This is a genomic window from Aulosira sp. FACHB-615 (genome assembly GCF_014698045.1).
GTDB lineage: Bacteria > Cyanobacteriota > Cyanobacteriia > Cyanobacteriales > Nostocaceae > Nostoc_B.
Genome location: NZ_JACJSE010000009.1, coordinates 109,063 through 128,327 on the forward strand (window position 1 = coordinate 109,063; position 19,265 = coordinate 128,327).

The 19,265-nt window shown below is 38.6% G+C and carries 13 protein-coding genes; 5 read left to right on the top strand and 8 right to left on the bottom strand.

The features are described 5' to 3' along the window. Positions 1–226 precede the first annotated feature (226 nt). The 5 genes from H6G77_RS16900 (at position 227) to H6G77_RS16920 (ending at position 10,169) form a co-directional block, all read left to right on the top strand. The gene (locus H6G77_RS16900) at positions 227–5,656 is read left to right on the top strand and encodes an AAA family ATPase (RefSeq protein WP_190872180.1); all 5,430 of its coding nucleotides are present in this window, start codon (positions 227–229) and stop codon (positions 5,654–5,656) included. A gap of 424 nt (positions 5,657–6,080) precedes the next feature. Continuing rightward, positions 6,081–6,761 (top strand): nuclear transport factor 2 family protein, encoded by a 681-nt coding sequence (locus H6G77_RS16905; RefSeq protein ID WP_190590788.1) that lies wholly within the window; start codon positions 6,081–6,083, stop codon positions 6,759–6,761. A gap of 202 nt (positions 6,762–6,963) precedes the next feature. Continuing rightward, positions 6,964–8,874, top strand: a complete 1,911-nt coding sequence (locus H6G77_RS16910) for a M48 family metallopeptidase (RefSeq protein ID WP_190872181.1) — start codon at positions 6,964–6,966, stop codon at positions 8,872–8,874. Positions 8,875–8,979: 105 nt separating this feature from the next. Then, positions 8,980–9,876: a 16S rRNA (cytosine(1402)-N(4))-methyltransferase RsmH gene (rsmH, locus tag H6G77_RS16915; protein WP_190872182.1), complete on the top strand. Its 897-nt coding sequence runs from the start codon at positions 8,980–8,982 to the stop codon at positions 9,874–9,876. A 41-nt stretch (positions 9,877–9,917) separates the two neighbouring features. Continuing rightward, complete coding sequence (locus H6G77_RS16920; protein WP_190590791.1) at positions 9,918–10,169, top strand: UPF0175 family protein; 252 nt, start codon at positions 9,918–9,920, stop codon at positions 10,167–10,169. A gap of 72 nt (positions 10,170–10,241) precedes the next feature. On the opposite strand, the gene H6G77_RS16925 is transcribed toward H6G77_RS16920, so the two are convergent. From H6G77_RS16925 to H6G77_RS16960, 8 genes are all read right to left on the bottom strand, one after another. Then, the gene (locus tag H6G77_RS16925) at positions 10,242–10,880 is read right to left on the bottom strand and encodes a MotA/TolQ/ExbB proton channel family protein (RefSeq protein ID WP_190673428.1); all 639 of its coding nucleotides are present in this window, start codon (positions 10,878–10,880) and stop codon (positions 10,242–10,244) included. A gap of 78 nt (positions 10,881–10,958) precedes the next feature. Then, positions 10,959–11,711, bottom strand: coding sequence for a DevA family ABC transporter ATP-binding protein (locus H6G77_RS16930; RefSeq protein WP_190872183.1), 753 nt, complete (start codon positions 11,709–11,711; stop codon positions 10,959–10,961). Between the two features lie 13 nt (positions 11,712–11,724). Beyond that, positions 11,725–12,885: an ABC transporter permease DevC gene (devC, locus tag H6G77_RS16935; RefSeq protein WP_190673383.1), complete on the bottom strand. Its 1,161-nt coding sequence runs from the start codon at positions 12,883–12,885 to the stop codon at positions 11,725–11,727. Between the two features lie 225 nt (positions 12,886–13,110). Further along, the gene (locus H6G77_RS16940) at positions 13,111–14,400 is read right to left on the bottom strand and encodes an ABC exporter membrane fusion protein (protein WP_190590795.1); all 1,290 of its coding nucleotides are present in this window, start codon (positions 14,398–14,400) and stop codon (positions 13,111–13,113) included. A 24-nt stretch (positions 14,401–14,424) separates the two neighbouring features. Then, positions 14,425–15,012, bottom strand: a complete 588-nt coding sequence (locus H6G77_RS16945) for a TetR/AcrR family transcriptional regulator (RefSeq protein WP_190590796.1) — start codon at positions 15,010–15,012, stop codon at positions 14,425–14,427. 452 nt (positions 15,013–15,464) lie between these two features. After that, positions 15,465–16,154, bottom strand: a complete 690-nt coding sequence (locus H6G77_RS16950; RefSeq protein ID WP_190590797.1) for a Uma2 family endonuclease — start codon at positions 16,152–16,154, stop codon at positions 15,465–15,467. A 214-nt stretch (positions 16,155–16,368) separates the two neighbouring features. Next, entirely contained in the window at positions 16,369–17,961 is a 1,593-nt protein-coding gene (locus H6G77_RS16955) for a 2-isopropylmalate synthase (protein ID WP_190590798.1), read from the bottom strand. A gap of 89 nt (positions 17,962–18,050) precedes the next feature. Beyond that, complete coding sequence (locus H6G77_RS16960; RefSeq protein ID WP_015114631.1) at positions 18,051–18,581, bottom strand: NYN domain-containing protein; 531 nt, start codon at positions 18,579–18,581, stop codon at positions 18,051–18,053. Positions 18,582–19,265: the final 684 nt, after the last annotated feature.

Below are 19,265 nucleotides of genomic sequence, written 5' to 3' on the forward strand. Positions count from 1 at the left end.
GAATTTAATTAACCGTCCCATAAGCCAAAATTGTTTGTTTAAAATCTGCCTTTGTATATTTTTATCAGTTTTCCCTGCAAGTTTTAAATCAAAAAACTGATATGAGGCATTAATAACTTACATGATTGTGATTATTGCTAGAACAATGGGAATAATTAAACCAGTAACTCTTCCATAACTAGTGCAGATTTTATTTTAATTTGTGTTCCTTTAAAACTAAAAACCAATGCCACATCTTACAGAATATCCTATCCTCTCCACTCTCCATGAAGGACTGCAAACGATTATCTATCGCACGCACACACCAGTAACTACAGAATCAGTAATTCTCAAACTTTTGAAAAAAGAATATCCCACCCTAGAAGCGTTTACCCGCCTCAAAAACGAATATTTGATTCAACAGACTTTAGACTCTCCCTACATTGTTAAAGCTATAAGTTTAGAAAATTTTGAGCATCGTGTCGGACTATTACTCGAAGATTTTGGTGGTCAATCTTTAGCTCAATTTGTCCAAACAAATACTCTTGACTTAATTCAATCTTTAAAAATTACCATCGAATTAACTAAAGCTTTAGAACATCTTCATCAACAGCAAATTATTCATAAAGATATCAAACCCAGCAACATTATTATTAACTTACAAACCAATACTGTTAAACTTGCTGACTTTGGTATCGCCTCGCGGTTAAATAAAGAAACTCCCCAATTTACCAATCCTAATTGTGTAGAAGGGACACTGGCTTATATGTCTCCTGAACAAACAGGAAGAATGAATCGCATTCTTGACTATCGTAGCGATTTTTATTCCCTGGGCGTGACTTTATATGAAATGCTGACTCAGCAAATCCCATTTGTCAGCCCAGATCCCCTAGAAGTTGTTTACCGACATATTGCCGTTCCGCCAGTCAATCCTCAGTTATTGAATCCTGACATTCCCGATGCAGTTTCAGAAATTGTCATGAAACTGATGGCGAAAAATGCCGAAGATAGATATCAAAGTGCAACAGGATTATTAGTTGATTTAGAAAATTGTCTGGAACAATTAGAAACTAAAGGGGAAATTACTAACTTTATTCCTGGGAAGTTAGATATTTTAAGTCAGTTATTAATTCCCCAAAAGTTATACGGTAGAGAAACCCAAGTTAATGAACTTTTAGCAGCCTTTGAGCGAGTGAATGCTGGTACTAGTGAAATTATGCTAGTCTCTGGATATTCCGGGATTGGTAAATCTGCATTAGTTAATGAAGTTAATAAACCCATCACCCAACGGCAAGGCTACTTTATTTCGGGTAAATTTGACCAACTCAAGCGAAATATTCCCTACGCTTCTTTAATTCAGGCTTTTACCTATTTAGTGCGCTGTTTGTTAACAGAAAATCCAGACAAAATCGCCGTCTGGAAAAGCAAGATATTAGCAGCCTTGGGAACAAACGGTAAGGTAATTACTGATGTGATTCCCGAAGTTGAATTAATTATTGGCAAACAACCAGAAATCCCAGAATTAGGTGCAGCCGAGTCGCAAAATCGCTTTCATCGGGTTTTTGAAGAGTTTATTCAGGTTTTTACTCAGAAGGAACATCCATTAGTCATATTTTTAGATGATTTGCAATGGGCAGATTCGGCTACTTTAAACTTAATCAAACTACTAACAACAAACCCCAATAGCAAATATTTATTATTTATTGGTGCATACAGAGATAATGAAGTCAGCCCCACCCATCCTTTAATTCAGACAATCACTGAAATTCAGAATGTCGGCACAATTGTCAATAATCTGGTTTTACAACCTTTAGATTTACATCATGTTAACCAAATAATTGCTGAGACTCTACAAGCAAGCCGCCATAGCAGCAATCAGGATGTGACATCTCAAGCATTGAAACAGCAGATTTTTCAACTAGCTGAATTAATTTTTAATAAAACAGGTGGGAATCCGTTTTTCTTGACTCAATTGCTGCAAGCACTGTATCAAGAATACTTATTATTGTTTGATTTTAATAGTCAACAATGGCAGTGGGACTTAGACAAAATTCAAGCAATTGGTATTACTGATAAAAATGTTGTTGAACTAGTTGCTAGTCGTCTAGAAAAACTTCCTCCAACTACGCAGGAGATTTTGAAATTAGCAGCTTGTGTAGGTGATAGATTTAGCCTAGATGTGTTGACAATTATCAATGAAAAAGCACCTTCTATCACAGCTAATGAATTATACCCAGCATTACAAGCTGGTTTGATTCTTCCTTTAAATGAAAGTTACCGGATTCCTTTAGTTTTTAATCAAGAAGAGGCAGTCAAGTTAAAATTTGAAACTTCTACAATTAGTTATAAGTTTTTACACGACCGAGTACAACAGGCTGCTTACTCGTTAATTCCAGCATCTCAAAAGCAAGATACTCATTTAAAAATCGGTCAGTTGCTGGTTAAAAATATCCCTCCCGCAGAAATCGAAGCTCATATTTTTGATATAGTCAATCAGCTAAATGTCGGTGTTAATTCCATAGTTGAGCAATCGCAAAAGACAGAATTAGCCAAGTTTAATTTAATTGCGGGACGGAAGGCGAAAGCATCTACAGCTTATGAAGCAGCTTTGAAGTATTACAAAATTGGCATAGAACTGTTAAGCACAGATGTTTGGCAAACAGAATATCAGTTAGCACTAAGTTTATATGAAGGTGGTGCGGAAGTTGCTCATTTGGGTGGTAACTTTGAGCAGATGTTGAAATGGGCTGATGTTGTGTTGCTGGAGGCGCAAACTTTACTCGATAAAGTTCATGTTTATGAAGTGCAGATTATCGCCTCGATTATTCATAAACAACAACGAAAAGCAATTCAAATCGCATTATCAACTTTAGAGTTACTGGGAATTAAAATTCCAGAGCAACCAACAGCCGTGGAATATGAACTCAGGGTAGAGGAGATTACTGCTAATTTACAAACCAAAGCGATCGCAGATTTAATTAACCTACCATTAATGACCGATCCCCAAAAGATCGCAGCAATGAGAATTTTGATGGGAGTCCTCCCCGCAGCCTTTCAAACTGCACCTGAGTTAATGCCCCTCATCGCCTATGAAATGGTGATTTTGTCCTTAAAATATGGCAATACATCTGTTTCTGCTTATGGCTACAGCTTATATGGATTACTGCTTTGCGGAGTTCAAGGCAAAATTGATGTTGGCTATGAATTTGGAAAATTAGCATTAAATGTAGTCTCACAATTTAATGCTGAAGAATTAAAACCAAAAATTCTCACAGTAGTCAGCGCCCATGTGATGCACTGGCAAGAGCATATTCAAGAAACCTTAATCACTTCTAAACAAGGATTTGCCACTGGTTTAGAAACGGGAGATTTAGAATATGCTGGTTATTGTGGATATATCTATCCTTATCACTCTTTTTGGCTGGGTAAAGAACTCTGGATTTTAGAAAAAGAACTGGTTGCTTATTGTGAATCACTGAAAAAAATTCAACAACAAGTCGCCTTTACTTGGAATTCTATATATCTGCAAACAGTATTGAATTTGAAAGGCAGTCCAGAGAATGTTTACTATTTAATGGGCGAAGCTTACGATGAGCAAGTGATGTTACCTACTCATCAACAGGTAAATGATTTGTACACCATGAATCACCTGTTTGTTAATAAGCTGATGCTGGCTTATTTATTTGGTGAGTATCAACTTGCTGTCGAGTATGCAGCAATGGCAGAAAAATCATTAGGTGGTGTTACTGGATTATTTGTAGTTCCCTTGTTCTATTTTTATGATTCATTAGCACAACTGGCAAATTATCAAACAGCTTCCGAAGCAACACAGACTGAGATTTTAGAAAAAGTCAGAAATAATCAGCAAAAAATGGAACTCTGGGCGACTCATGCACCAATGAATCACCTACATAAATTTTATTTGGTGGAAGCAGAAATACAGAGAGTTTTACAGCGCCATTTGGAGGCGATGGATTACTATGAACTGGCTATTCAAAAAGCCCAAGTTAATGGTTATCTGTTAGATGAGGCTTTAGCATACCAGTTAGCAGGTGAGTTTTATCAGTCTGTAGGGAAAGAATTAATTCAGCAAACTTACATTACTAAGGCTTATTATGCCTGTATTCGTTGGGGTGCGATCGCTAAAGTTAAACAATTAGAAGTCAAATATCCTTTTCTAGTTAAACAAACTACCACACCTGATAATTCTGCTCTTAAAGTAGATGTCGTTCGTACTACAACTCACACTACTACCAGTAGTGGTTTAAACGATTTCTTGGACTTACATACCTTCATTAAAGTTTCTCAAGCCATTACCAATGAAATTGTCTTAGAAAACTTGTTAAGTAAGTTAATCAAAATTTTACTAGAAAATGCTGCCGCCCAAAAAGCCGTATTACTACTGGTAAAAGAAAATAAGCTATATATCGAAGCTGCGGGTAATGCTGTGGATGATATGGTAACAGTTTTACAATCACTGCCTATCAATAGCTATCTAGAGTTACCTTTGTCTGTGATTAATTATGTTTTCCGCACCCAAGAAAATCTCATTTTAAATGATGCAGCTACGACTGAACCTTTTAGCCTTGATAGCTATATCCAAGCAGCAAAATCTAAATCAATTCTTTGTTTGCCAATTATTTATCAATCACAAATTACAGGAATTATTTATCTAGAGAATAAATTGTCCACAGGGGCGTTTATGCCTGAAAGAGTGCAAGTCTTAAAAGTCTTGATTTCTCAAATGGCGATCGCCATTGAAAATGCTCGTCTATATGCCAACGAACAAGATAAATCAAAGCAATTATCACAGTCTCTCCAGGACTTACAAGCAGCACAATTACAAATTATCCAAAGTGAAAAAATGTCATCTTTAGGTAATTTAGTCGCTGGGGTTGCCCATGAAATTAACAACCCACTTAGCTTTATTTCTGGCAATCTCGATTTAGCTAAAGATGCTGTAACTGATTTAATTGATTATCTACAACTTTATCAGTCTAATTTTCCCAATCCTAGCGATGAAATTGATGAAAAAGCCGAAGAAATAGATATAGATATCCTGTTGGAAGAATTACCCAAAATGATTGATGGGATGAAAACAGGGACAAAACGGATTCGGGAAATTAGTACTTCTCTGCGGACATTTTCTCGCGCGGATACTAAATCTAAAGTATCAGCCAATATTCATGATGGAATTGATAGTACCTTGATGATTTTACAACATCGCTTAAAAGCTAATTATGATCATCCAGGTATTCAAGTTATTAAAGACTATGGCAACATTCCTTCAGTAGAATGCTACTTAGGACAACTAAACCAAGTTTTTATGAATATCTTGGCTAATGCCATTGATGCTTTAGAAGAAGCCTACTATTCCCGACAATTAGCAGATAACTCAGCAGATATTACGAATACGATTACTATCAAAACCGGGGTTGATCAGGCGAAGCAACAGGTAGTAATTAAAATTAAAGATAATGCTAAAGGTATGACGGACGAAGTAAAAGCATCTATTTTTGACCACTTGTTTACTACTAAAAATGTGGGTAAGGGTACAGGTTTAGGCTTATCTATAAGTCGGCAAATTATTGTCGATAATCATAATGGTAGTTTAACTTGTGAGTCAGCTTTAGGGGTAGGCACGGAATTTATCATTTCTATTCCTATTTCTGGTTAATAAATAATTGACATCAATTTACAGTCAAACTAATAGAGACGTTGTGTACAACGTCTCTATTAGTTTGAAATTGTTTTTACACATTTCCTTTTAGGAAATGTGTATTGTTTTTTCATATTGTATTTATGAATTTTTTATGGATTGAAAGTGATAACACAGAAAATGAATGACTTATTTTCACACAAATAAAATTCTGGCTTTGATAAAAAAATGGTTGTAATCATCAGTTGGATATGCCACATAAACTGTTATTATTATTGCTATGTTCAAAAGTACTTAAAAAAACTCTTTTGGCATAATTTTTTTACTGAGTAAAGTGAACAGAATTTAGCTAATTTTTTGATTAGCTAGATAACCTCCGGCTTGCAGTAAAAAATACAAGCAAAAATCCAGACATTTATATAGGCATTGAGACGTTAATTCTATGAAAAAAGGCAGAGAAATTCAGCAGGTTGCATCAAATTTAATGTCATTCTTTGTCAAGCGGTTAAGCTTGATTTTGCTGGCTGGTGTGATGGTTATTTTCGTGGGGGGTAAATTCGATGTAGCCAGTGCATCACAACCAAATGCAGAATCAGAAATTGAAAGTTTGTCAGTTTGTTACGCATTAGGGACTGATGCTATTGGTCGAGGTGATCTGCCAGAAGGTAAAAAGATTTACCAAAAATGTTTTACTTCCGATGCTGAGATAACTGCAATTTTTCCTGATGATACTAGTGTAACAAAGTATGGCACCAATGCCTGGGCTGATTTTGTCTATTCAGTATTTCAAGGTAACGGATATACAGCTACTCAACATTTGCTAGGTACTTTCGATATAGATGTCAAAAACAACACAGCAACTATGTCTTCTTACCTTCATGCAACCCATAAGCTATCTGATACCAGCATTGACGTTGCTAACGGTACTTATGTAGACACAGTTGTCAATAAAAATGGTAAATGGCAAATTAAGAAACGTGTTCTGACACTGATTGATTTCTTAAATCTTTCTTCTCCTGGTTCTCCGCAAGCGCAGGCTTCTTCAGCCGCTAGAAGTAGTAATTCTGATTCTAATACTTCCTCTGATGAACCACACAGACCAAATGTTCGTGATTATATATAAGAAGGTTACACAGAGTTTAATTTGGGATTAGTCAACAGTTAGGACAGGTATTTTACCTGTCCTAAAAAGTATCAACTCTGAGCATTATATATTTACGTAGAATGGCGCAAAGAATAAATGACTTGAGAGTTCTGCATTTTTACGTAAGTCAAGCATATATGGTGTCAGCTATATTGCAAATTGAACAAGCTAGTAAACATCTATGGCTTTCGATCAACAGCGTTTTGATAAGCTAATTCAGAGATTAGAAATTTTTGCTAGTCAACAGCCAACTCTTTATAGATTTCACGTTGCATGTCTGGCTGTGTTAGGTTACGCCTACATATTCATGATTTTAGCTGTAAGTGTGGCATTACTGCTAACTATTGGCTGGTTGATGTTCAATGCTAGATCATTTAGCCGTGGAACTATTAAAGGTGTGCTTTTTTTACTAGCGATCGCTATTATATTATGGCGATCGCTTTGGGTATTTTGTCCGCCACCCACAGGGTTAGCATTACGCCGCAAAGATGTACCTAGCTTGTTTTGTTTGGTAGATGATATCACGACAAAACTCAAGGCTCCCAGATTCCATCGTATCTTACTCACTACAGATTTTAATGCCACCGTTGTCCAAAGACCACGCTTAGGTTTATTTGGCTGGTATCAAAATTACCTGATTATCGGTTTGCCATTGATGTTAGCATTGCCCCCTGAACAATTTCGGGCGGTTTTAGTCCATGAGTTGGGACATTTATCAGGAAATTATCATTGCTTCAATGCTTGGATTTATCGTCAGCGTCTGGTTTGGTACCGTATTCAAGCAGTATTAGAACAAAGTAGTAATGAATCATTGTGGGTGGTTTTTCATAAGTTCTTCCAGTGGTATATTCCATTTTTTGATGCTTATTCTTTTGAATTAGCTAGATTAAATGAATATGAAGTTGATAGATGTGCAGTGGAAATCACAGGCGTAGAAAATACAGCCAAGGCTTTGATGAATCGCAAGGTAAAAATTAGATTTTTAGAAAATTATTTTTGGTCTAATATTTATCATCAAGTCCAAACAGAAGTTGAGCCGCCAAAAACAAGTTATACCGCCATGCAAACAGCTTTAACTCAAGGCGTACCTCTGAGAGAAGCAAGCATTTATTTAGCGCAATCACTGACGGAAAAAACGAATCATACAGATACTCATCCTTCCCTAACAGAGAGATTACAAGCTTTAGGGTTTATTCCTGGTATTCAAGAAGAATTATCTGTAGCTGCACCAATGTTGATTAGTGCAGCACAAGAATATTTAGGTAACGCTTTTGAAAACATTAGAGATAATTTTAGTCAAGCTTGGTGTGAAAAAATTGCCACACCTTGGCGACAAAAATATGCTGAAGTGCAACAATCATTAGCTATCTTAGATAAACTCAATGCCAAAGCTGAAAAACAACCGCTATCATTAGGAGAAGCAACGACAAGAGCGTTGTTAACATTTGAGTTAGAAGGTGAAGAAGCAGTAATACCATTGTTGCGCGAAGTTATTAAATTAGATCATACCCACGCTTCTGCCAATTACCTATTAGGACAAATACTCTTAAAACAACAAGATGCTAGTGGAATAGAACATATTGAAAGAGCGATCGCCAAAGATATCGACATTGCCATTGATGGTTATCAAATAATTTGTTCTTTCCTCAAAAAACAAGGACAAGATGATCGAGCCGAACTATATCATGAGCTTGCTGAAGAACATTATGATTTACTCTTACGTGGTCAAGAAGAACGCGCTAGTTTAAATATAACTGATGACTTTAAAGCTCATAGTCTTTCTGATGAAGAGATAACTCATCTACGTCAGCAATTATCTCGCTATCCCAATATTACAACTGCTTATTTAGTCCAAAAAGTTGTGCAGTATTTCCCCGAAAAACCACTTTATGTCCTGGGAGTAGTGCGAAAATTCAGCTTTTGGGAAAGCAATCACGAAACTGATAACGCACAACTTGTTGATGCACTGTTAAAAGAAGTTGAATTGCCCGGAGCAGTATTTTGCTTTATTTTGAATAGTAATCTCAATTTTGAGAAGAAGTTTAAACCAATACCAGATGCTACTATTTACCAACAAAAAGTTAAAAAATAGAACTAAGAATTTAAGAACTCAGGAGTCAGAATTCAGAATATTTAGTAACTCTTTGTCTCCTATGTCTATACAATAGGAATACTACATATTTTTGCGTTAAGTCTAATGAATTCTGATTCTTCCTCATCGCTAATTATTGACGAACAGGTATTTTCTCATTTACCTGTGTTACCGCAAGAAGTAATTGCAGGTTTAGCGGTGTCTGGGGGAGGTCATTATCTGGATACAACTGTCGGTGGTGGTGGCCACAGTCGGTTGATTTTGCAAACTGCGCCGGATGTACAGTTAACGGCTATTGACCAAGATGAGGATGCGTTAGCCGCAGCCAAGAAAGAATTAGCAGAGTTTGGCGATCGCGTAAAATTTATTCAAAGTAACTTTGCAGCTTATCAGTTTCCCGACGCTACTTTTAATGGTATCCTCGCCGATTTGGGAGTAAGTTCTTACCAGTTAGATACTCCCGAAAGGGGTTTTAGCTTTCGCCACACTGCAAGTTTAGATATGCGGATGAATCAGCAAGCTTCCCTAACTGCGGCGGATGTAATTAATGAGTGGGAAGAAGCGGAACTTGCAGATATTTTCTTTAAATACGGTGAAGAAAGATTATCTCGACGTATAGCTAGACGCATTGTCGAACGTCGTCCATTTGATACAACAACAGCATTAGCGGAAGCGATCGCCTCTGCTGTTCCTCCCAAATACCGTTATGGTAGAATCCACCCAGCAACCCGCGCCTTTCAAGCTTTGCGAATTGTGGTCAATGATGAGTTAGAGTCTTTAGAAACTTTTTTAGCCAAAGCACCAAACGCCCTTGTCCCTGGTGGGAGAATTGCGGTAATTAGTTTTCATAGTTTGGAAGACCGCTTAGTTAAACATGGTTTACGCAATTCTCCATTGTTGCGAGTACTTACAAAAAAACCAATCACTGCACAAGAGTTAGAGATTAGTAATAACCCGCGATCGCGTTCTGCCAAACTGAGAATAGCCGAAAGAGTCAATTGAAGATTCAAGCATAATTAAACTAAAAAACCGAGTTAGGAACAATGCACACCCTCTTCCTACAATATCCTGATGACTTACTTATTACCTCTGGTAAATCACCCCAAGCTTTAGAAGCAGAACTCACGTTTTTGCTTGCTGTTAAATTATTTGAGTTACGAAGACTCTCACTCGGTAAAGCTGCTGCTTTTTGCAATATGAACAAACCCCAGTTTATGTATGAACTAGGACGTTTACAAGTTCCTGTGATTAACCTTGATGATGACCAAATCGCTGATGAATTGAGTGATGACTAACTCTGCCATTGTTGCTGAGTTTCTACTCAGCACTCAGCACTCAGCACTCAGCACTCAGCACTTTTAATATCATTAAAATTTATCTCTCCTTTCATAACGGCGGCGATAGAGTAATTCTAACTGTCCACCATACTCTTGAATGCGTGCCAGTTGACGCTGGTAGAGTCCTCGGAAGGTATTTGCAAACAACAGGGTAAAAATAGCCACGACTAATCCTGATGCGGTGGATACCAAAGCCTCACTAATCCCCGCAGTCACACCTACTGTTGTTGTACCACCGACATCACCAATATTTAGTGAAGCGAAGGAAGTAATTAAGCCTAAAACTGTACCCAACAAACCTAATAATGGTGCAAGGCCGATAATCGTATCAAAAATGTTTTGAAAGCGTTTGAGTAAGGGTATTTCAGCTTGTGCTTCACTTTCTAGCGCCAAACGAAATTCTTCTGGTGTTGGTTCTTCTAATTCTAAAGCGGCGAGAAAAATTCGGGCGATGGGTAAATCTGTATTTTGCTGTAATTTATTTAAAGCACCAACCACATTATCTGAACGATAAAGCTTGAGTACTTCTTTGACAACAGGATTTTGGCGATGGGTAATTCTGATCCAAAATAAAATACGTTCAATAATCAAAGCCACTGCTAACACAGAGAACCCCAGTAGCGGCCACATCACCACGCCACCAGCAACAAATAAATTGCTAATTTGCATTTTAGTCAAGTGTCAATTGTCAATTTTTAATTGTCAATTGTCATTGGTCATTTGTCATTAGTTTTCTTTTTTCATAATTTAGTGCATTGTTGTTGCTACATCTACACCATCACTTTTGAGTATTCCATCTTCCATATAAATGATGCGATCGGCGATATCTAAAATCCGGTTGTCGTGGGTAACTAGCAAAATTGTACAGCCTTGTTCTTTGGCGAGTTTCTGCATTAATTCCACAACATCGCGTCCAGATTTTTTATCGAGTGCGGCTGTCGGTTCGTCTGCTAAGACAATTTTAGGATGACTGACTAAGGCACGGGCGATCGCTACCCGTTGTTTTTGTCCGCCAGACAGTTTCTCTGGGTAATAGTTTACACGTTCGCCTAAGCCTACTGTTTCTAGCATAGCGATCGCTTTGGCATTCATATTTTCATTCAGGTATTCATCATGTAATTCTAATGACATACGCACATTTTCTGTTGCTGTGAGAAATGTCATCAAATTATGCGCCTGAAAAATATAGCCAATTTGACGACGTAGCACAGTTAATTTGCGTTTACTAGCGCCGCAAATTTCTTGTCCTAAAATTTTTAAACTGCCTTCTTGGGCAGAACGTAGCCCCCCTAATAACGTTAACAAAGTGGTTTTACCAGAACCAGAGGGGCCAGTCATAATCACAATTTCACCAGCATTAATCTCTAAATTAATCTCAAATAAAACCTGTTTTCTTAAATTACCTTCCCCAAAGTAATGGTTTAATTGATGGACAGTAATTACAGGTTCTAAATTAACCAGTGAGCTGGAAGAATTTACAGGCAGAGATTCTTGTAACATAAAATTTGGATAATTAGAAAATATCAGCAGGGTCAGCAGAAGTGAGTTTACGCATAGCGATCGCACCTGAGCCTGTACACATAATTACTGTTAAAATAAATACAGTGATTGCTCGTTGCGAGTTCATAAATATAGGCAACATAGTGGCGGTGTAGGCTAGTTGATACAGCCCAATAGACAAGAAAAATGCCGGAATAAAACCTAAAAAAGCCAGGAATAATGCTTCTTGGAACAACACTACTAACAAATAGCGATCTGTGTAGCCCATTGCTTTTAAAGTTGCATATTCGGGCAAATGATCAGAAACATCGGAATACAGAATTTGGTAAACAATCACGATACCAACAATAAAACCAACTCCCACACCTAACCCAAAAATAAAGCCAATACCTGTACCACTAGACCAGTAGGCTTTTTCAATTTGGGCAAATTCTTCTGGAGTCAAAACACTGATATCTTTGGGTAATCCGGCAATCAGTTGCGCTTGTAATTTTTTTGGATCTGCGTCGGGTTTGAGAGTAATTAACCCAACTTCAATACTCTCTGCTTTACGTTGGGGAAAGATTTGTAAAAAGGTAGAGTCACTGGCAATCACATTACCATCAGCCGCAAAAGACGCACCATTACTAAACACGCCCTTGACGCTGACATTTTTACTGTTCAATTCTGTTTCAAATTTGCCAGTTTTTTGAAAAATCTCCCCCACAGCGCCGTATTCTGGACGACCGGCTTGGTCGAACAGCACTTGATTTAATTGTTTAATCGGGTCTAGATTGTTTTGAATTTCGGGAAAATTAAACACAGATTTTGCTGGATCAATCCCCCAAACTAAAATGGCACGTTCTAATCTGGTTTCGGGATTGCGCCATTGTCCAGTGCCAATATAAACTGGGCTTACCGACTGTACACCCTCATAACCTAATGTTTGGTACAGTCGCTCTCTGGAAAAGCTTTTAACAGAAAACAGGGTTTGAAATTGGGGATTAATTAATACCAAATCTGCCTGTAAACTGCGATGTGGTTTGATAGCTGCATCAAACAATGCCCCTTCAAACCCCATCTGAATAAATATCAGCATATCGGCAAAGGTAATACCTGCGACTGCTACTAAGAGGCGAGTTCTTTCTTTTAATAATTGCCGCCATGCTAATGGCGTTTTGAGAAATAATTTCATATTTTTTATTTGTCATTTGTCATTGGTGTAACTTTCCCCCATTTCCCACTCCCCACTCCCTACTCTTTCAAGGGCAGGTTTTTAAACCTTCGATAAATAGTTGAGAATATTCTCAATTATGAAACGTAGTTTTAACTGTTCAGACAATAATTTTGGTTTTAAAAGCCCAAAAATTTGTCTAATAAAAAAAGCCTGCCCTTGAAAGCACTCCCTACTCCCTACTCCCTAAATTTCAATTGCTGTTTGCACTTGCAAGTTTGTTAAACCTGCAACTTTTTTACTATCTTCAGGATTAAGGCGAATTTTGACTTCTACAACTCGGCTATCTAAGTTTTCTCCGGGTTCGTTGCTAAATACGTTTTGGCGATTGACTTGTAAGCCAACATAGAAAACTTCACCGCGCAACTCGCCGTTAAATGCTGGACTGGTGATTGTGGCTGTTTGTCCGAGTTTGACTTTGCCGATGTCTGTTTGATAAACTTCGGCGACTGCAATCATCTGTTCGGTTTGCGCTAAGTCTGCAATGCCATTTTCACTCATTTTTTCGCCGACTCTGGTGTGAATCTTGAGGATTTGTCCGGTCATTGGCGCTCTAATATAAGCTGCTTGTAGGTCAGTTTGGGCGCGTTTGAGTGCGGCGATCGCATTTTCAACTTCCATTCTGGCGGCTTGCACATCCACGGGGCGGACTTCGGCAATACTGGTGAGTGTGGCTTTGGCTTCGGTAACTTGTTTGTTCCCAGTGGCGTTAATTCGCGCTAAAGAAACTTTCGCTTCTGCTAGTTGTCTGCTGGCGGTGGAGTTAATTCGCCCTAAAACTGCTTTGGCTTCGTCTAATTGTTGTTTGCTTGTCTCAACAATCAAGCGTTTACTGTCAAAGGCAGAGTTAGAAATTGCGCCTTCGGTATATAGTTTTTGATAACGTTCATATTCAGATTGGGCGTTGCGGAGTTCTGCTTCGAGTTTCCGAATGCTGGCGGCTTGGGCAATTCGATCGCCTTCCCATTGCGCTTCAATCCGGGCGATCGCTTCCCGTTGTCCGATAAAATCTCCTACAGATTGAGCCTGCAAACGCTCGATGTTGGCTCTTTGTGCTTGAATTTCCCCAGTTTTGGCACCAGCTTTAACTTGATCCAGTCTGGCTTGGGCGACACGCACTTGTTTCTCGGCTTGGAGTACGGCAGTTTCTAAGCGATCGCGCGAATCTAAAATGGCGATGATCTGCCCAGGTTTGACAATATCACCTTCTTGCACCCGAATTTCCTGGAGGCGATCGCCATCCAAAACCAAAGGCGCAGATAAGCTAATCACTTCTGCTTCTGGTTCGAGTCTGGCTAAAGCTGAAACCTTTGGTACTGAGGCGGTTACAGTCGCTGGTTCTTGAGAAGCTGTACGTCCAATTAACCCAAACTGAGAAACACCATAAACCACAATTCCCCCAGTAATAGCCGTAGCCCCAATCAATAAACCCAGTAATTTTTTATTGGCAGATTTCAATAGTAGATTTTGTCCCATATTCCCCTCTAAAAATTCAATTTACTAATTCTGACTCGTGCTGTTTTGTTGCAAATAAACTGTCAACATTTTTCCCAGCAACGTACATTGCTCAACAAAATCAATACTTTCATCTCCCCATAATTTCTCCAGAATTAATCCATTCACAAAGCTCAAGACAAAAGAAGCTAAAACCTGATCTTGAACCCCCAAAAATCTACAAGCAGCTTGCTGATAGCGTTGATTAGCACGTTTAAAAACACTGCTTTGATGTCGCAGTTTCTCTGAGTCTTGATGTTGACAAAAATCAACCCAAACAAATGTCCACTTAATAAAGTAATCCTCGTTTTTTACTAGATATTTCCCTAAAGCTGTCATTGCTTCTGACAGAGTTTCTTTCCCTTCTAGTTCTGCCAAAGCTGCACTCACATCTTGCTGTGAAATTTCCTCTACTAATTGTTCAAATAAGGCTTCTTTACTAGAAAAGTAGTGATACAAAGTCCCTGTCGAAACCCCCATCTCTTGAGCAATCTGCCGCATAGTCACGGAGCCATAACCTTTTTGAGCAAATAAATCAAAGCATTTGCTGAGAAGTTCTTTCCGGTATTGGTCATGGTCAACAATTTTGGGCATAAGTCAAATGATTGTGGATTTGGGATTCTAGGGGCGAGCAAGCAATAGCAAGCAATTTTATTTATATCGAACGCTCGTTATTTATAATTTACCACGTAAGAACATGCTTACACAAGGCATTGATCAAAACACAGACTACACAGACAAAAAAGAAATCTGTTGCTCAGATGTAGTTTGGCTCAACTATGAATGTGTCGTGAATATGGTCAACCTGCTAAGTCACAGCAGACGATTATTAGTCAATGTTAAATTTACACTTATATACACTTCTTAATCTAAACTTGACTGTCAGTTTATGTCAAGCAGAATAATACTTACACCGAAATTACTCACAAAACTGGAGGCGACTGGCGTTGTCAGGCTTTAAGGGCTTCCCCGTGAGCGTCAGCCGAACGTTGTAGGGGCGTAAAATCACTTAATTCTGCTGATAATTCTTGTGATATTGTTTTTACTTATCCATTCAATTCCATTGCTTGGGTTAACTGTTGTACAAAAGCTTGATGCTCAGGCGAATTCAGCCCTGTCTGTAATACAGTTAATACCTGCTGCATATCACCTGCTAACAATGCCGACCTATCTAACCATAATCCTGGAAAGACTTGGCTTTGAAATATCCCTGCTGGATTTGGTTGCAGATTGACATATTCTCCTGCTTCCAAGCAGAACCAATCAATCTGCTGATCAAAGACTTGCCAGACAATATACTCTTTAATGCCATTACGTCGATAAGCACGCTTTTTGTCTCCTAAATCAACTGTGGCGCTACTGGCGGCAATTTCGGCGATTAATTCTGGTGCGCCTTCTATATAACCATCCTGGCTAAAACGTGATTGTCCTCCAGCTTGAGCATCAATCAATAACAGCGCATCGGGTTGGGGTTCATTGTCTAAATCAAGGCGCACAGTCGGGTTATCACCGAGACGTACTCCTGGGGTTGCAATTTTGTAATTCCATAACCAGCCCATTAAGTCGGCGTGGGGTTCAGCATGGGGTTCAAAACGCAGAGGTGAAGCCATGTAGACAGTTCCTTCAATTAATTCAGCTTTTTTTAACTTAGGCATGGCGTTGTAACGCCGTTCAAATTCAAAGCGAGTTAAGCGATCGCCATTTTCTAAGGGAGGAACTGTCAAACGTAGAACCATAACTATGGCCGCAACCTTTATTTTTATCCTAATACCCTTTCACCCCTAAATCCAACTTCCACAGACAATTTTGGTGCGTAAGTCCTGTATATGAAGACTTACGCAGTAAGACGAAATATCAAGGGTGTAAGGGTGTAGGGGTGTATGTATCTAAAACTCTTACACCCCTAAACCCAACTTCCACAGACAATCTTGGTGCGTAAGTCCTATATATCTATGCAGTTACTTCTTCTGGCTGTTGCTTTGTTTGTAAGGATGCGTAAAGACGATTTAACGCATTAACATAAGCTTGCGCGGATGCAACTATGATGTCTGTGTTGGCTGCATGACCCGAAAATACTCTTGATTCATAGCGCAGCCGAATTGTGACTTCGCCAATGGCATCAATACCAGCCGTGACTGACTGTACAGAAAATTCAATTAACTGATTGGGTACGTTGACAACGCGGTTAATTGCTTTGTAAACTGCATCAACTGGGCCAGTACCAATGGCGGCATCAGTTAATTCTTCGCCATCTGGAGTGCGGAGAGTGACTGTAGCTGTGGGACGAGCATTGCTACCGCAGGAAACTTGCACCAACTCTACTTTAAACAAATCGGGTGCTTGTTGAATTTCATCATTGACAATTGCTTCCAAGTCCCAATCAGAAATTTCTTTCTTTTTATCAGCCACTTCTTTAAAACGGACAAAGGCTTTGTTTAATTCGGTTTCGGATAATTCAAAGCCCAATTCTTTTAAGCGGGTGCGGAAAGCATTTCTACCGGAATGTTTACCCAAGACAATTTGATTGTCTGTTAAACCAATCAATTGGGCATCCATAATTTCGTAGGTGAGTTTATTTTTTAATACCCCATCTTGATGGATACCAGATTCATGGGCAAAGGCATTTGCGCCCACAATTGCTTTATTGGGTTGTACTAACATTCCTGTCAAACTCGAAACTTGACGGGAAGTTTTGTAAATTTGTCGAGTGTCAATATTTGTTAATGGTTCTTCGGAATCAACGTGTCTACCTAAGAAGGGATTGAAATATTGACGACGGACGTGCAGCGCCATGACTAATTCTTCTAAGGCAGCATTTCCGGCACGTTCACCAATACCATTAATGGTGCATTCCAATTGCCTTGCACCATTTTTGACTGCTTCTAAAAAGTTAGCAACTGCTAAACCTAAGTCGTTATGACCGTGAACGGAGATAATTGCTTGATCAATGTTGGGGACATTTTCTTTAATGCCCTTAATTAACGCGCCAAATTCGCTGGGAGTTGTGTAACCTACAGTATCAGGAATATTAACTGTAGTTGCGCCTGCTGCGATCGCCCGTTCTAATACTTGATACAAAAACTCTGGATCAGAACGCCCTGCATCTTCAGGCGAAAATTCCACATCATCAGTAAAAGTCTTAGCATAAGCGACCATTTCTTCGGCGATCGCCACTACTTCTGGCCGGGTCTTTTTCAACTTATATTGCAAGTGAATATCAGAAGTTGCAATAAATGTATGAATTCTGCCCCGTGCTGCCCCTTTAATTGCTTCTGCGGCTGTTTTAATATCGTCGTGTCTGGCTCTAGCTAAACTACAAATAATTGGGCCATCTTCTGTGCCTACAGTTTGAGCAATTTTACTGACTGCTTCAAAATCTCCAGGACTCGCAAAGGCAAAACCAGCTTCAATTACATCTACGCCTAAGCGGGCTAATTGTTTAGCGATCGCCAGCTTTTCATCTATATTCAGCGTTGCACCTGGGCATTGTTCGCCATCGCGGAGTGTCGTATCAAAAATGATAATTCGCTCTGGTTTATTCATCTTTTTGGTTTTTTGTTTAGGTGTAGTTCTTTTATTTTAAATATTTGTAACCTTAGTTGTTTCGCTCTTATTTTTGTAAATAATTATTGCTAAGGTACTTGACCATCCACTTTTTCTATTTGGTCTCTAATATCATTCAAATCTATATATCTGTCCGTAGCATTACGCAGCTCTCGCGCAATCATTCCTTCTGTAGATACTACTGTAATATGTGTATTTTTAGAACGTAATAGTTCAATCGCTCGTTCAAAATCACCATCACCACTAAATAAAACTACCCGGTCATACTGGTCTACAGTATTAAACATATCTACGACAATTTCTATATCTAAATTTGCTTTTTGGGAATAGCGGCCGGAAGTATCATCATAGTATTCTTTGAGAATTTTTGTTCGGACTGTGTAACCTAGACTGATAAGAGCATCTCGGAAACCTCGTTGATCTTGGGGGTCTTTTAAGCCCGTGTACCAAAAGGCATTAATTAAAGTCGTCTCTGATTGCTCGTGTTTGAAATATTCTAATACTCGCCGAGGGTCAAAAAACCAGCCATTTTTTTGTTGAGCATAGAACATATTATTTCCGTCTACAAAAATAGACAGACGATTCATAGGGGAACCCATAAAAATTTACACCTAAAATATAGCAATGAATTTAGATTGAACAATAGATTATAGCAACTCTTAAATCATAAATTTGCTAATAGATGGGAACTAGTTTCCCATGTATAGCCTTTATCTTACCTCTTGCAAAGCATAAATTTGACGCAAACATCAACCCAAGCTGCTGGGTGTGGGATAGTTTAACCTCTAACACTATATAAATATGTCATACAATCAAAATCTACCAATAAAGCTGGCTGAGTAACAGCATTCTTAGTGATATAACTGTCAATTTTACTCCTAAAGAGGTAAGGTATATGTCTGAAAGGAGGATATTGGCTAATGCTCATATATACATACAGTTGAGTGAAGTAAAGTTATCTGTTCTGGCAAATGTAGAAATGTGAGGTAAGTGGGAACTCAAGGAGAGATTTCAAGTATATTAATCCACATATTGGTTTTCCTGTTAACAAAATTAGGAACTTTTTGGCAAATATCACCTGGAGACAATCAGCCGGAGTCATTTTCAATCCAGCTTCCTGGATAATATTTTTATGAGTCTCACATTGAGTCGTCACAGATGACAGTCTGGCCGCTATCCAATGCAGAATATGAATATCCTGACAACAGGAGATGTTTAACTCAGGAGTGGAACCTCAGAAATCAACAATTAATTGTCGATCTCCAACACCTTTATATCCTTAC

Excerpts from the sequence above, each read along its gene's own strand:
- H6G77_RS16900 (WP_190872180.1), top strand. The coding sequence starts at position 227 with ATGCCACATCTTACAGAATATCCTATCCTCTCCACTCTCCATGAAGGA.
- H6G77_RS16905 (WP_190590788.1), top strand. The coding sequence starts at position 6,081 with ATGAAAAAAGGCAGAGAAATTCAGCAGGTTGCATCAAATTTAATGTCA.
- H6G77_RS16910 (WP_190872181.1), top strand. The coding sequence starts at position 6,964 with ATGGCTTTCGATCAACAGCGTTTTGATAAGCTAATTCAGAGATTAGAA.
- rsmH (WP_190872182.1), top strand. The coding sequence starts at position 8,980 with ATGAATTCTGATTCTTCCTCATCGCTAATTATTGACGAACAGGTATTT.
- H6G77_RS16920 (WP_190590791.1), top strand. The coding sequence starts at position 9,918 with ATGCACACCCTCTTCCTACAATATCCTGATGACTTACTTATTACCTCT.
- H6G77_RS16925 (WP_190673428.1), bottom strand. The coding sequence starts at position 10,880 with ATGCAAATTAGCAATTTATTTGTTGCTGGTGGCGTGGTGATGTGGCCG.
- H6G77_RS16930 (WP_190872183.1), bottom strand. The coding sequence starts at position 11,711 with ATGTTACAAGAATCTCTGCCTGTAAATTCTTCCAGCTCACTGGTTAAT.
- devC (WP_190673383.1), bottom strand. The coding sequence starts at position 12,885 with ATGAAATTATTTCTCAAAACGCCATTAGCATGGCGGCAATTATTAAAA.
- H6G77_RS16940 (WP_190590795.1), bottom strand. The coding sequence starts at position 14,400 with ATGGGACAAAATCTACTATTGAAATCTGCCAATAAAAAATTACTGGGT.
- H6G77_RS16945 (WP_190590796.1), bottom strand. The coding sequence starts at position 15,012 with ATGCCCAAAATTGTTGACCATGACCAATACCGGAAAGAACTTCTCAGC.
- H6G77_RS16950 (WP_190590797.1), bottom strand. The coding sequence starts at position 16,154 with ATGGTTCTACGTTTGACAGTTCCTCCCTTAGAAAATGGCGATCGCTTA.
- H6G77_RS16955 (WP_190590798.1), bottom strand. The coding sequence starts at position 17,961 with ATGAATAAACCAGAGCGAATTATCATTTTTGATACGACACTCCGCGAT.
- H6G77_RS16960 (WP_015114631.1), bottom strand. The coding sequence starts at position 18,581 with ATGGGTTCCCCTATGAATCGTCTGTCTATTTTTGTAGACGGAAATAAT.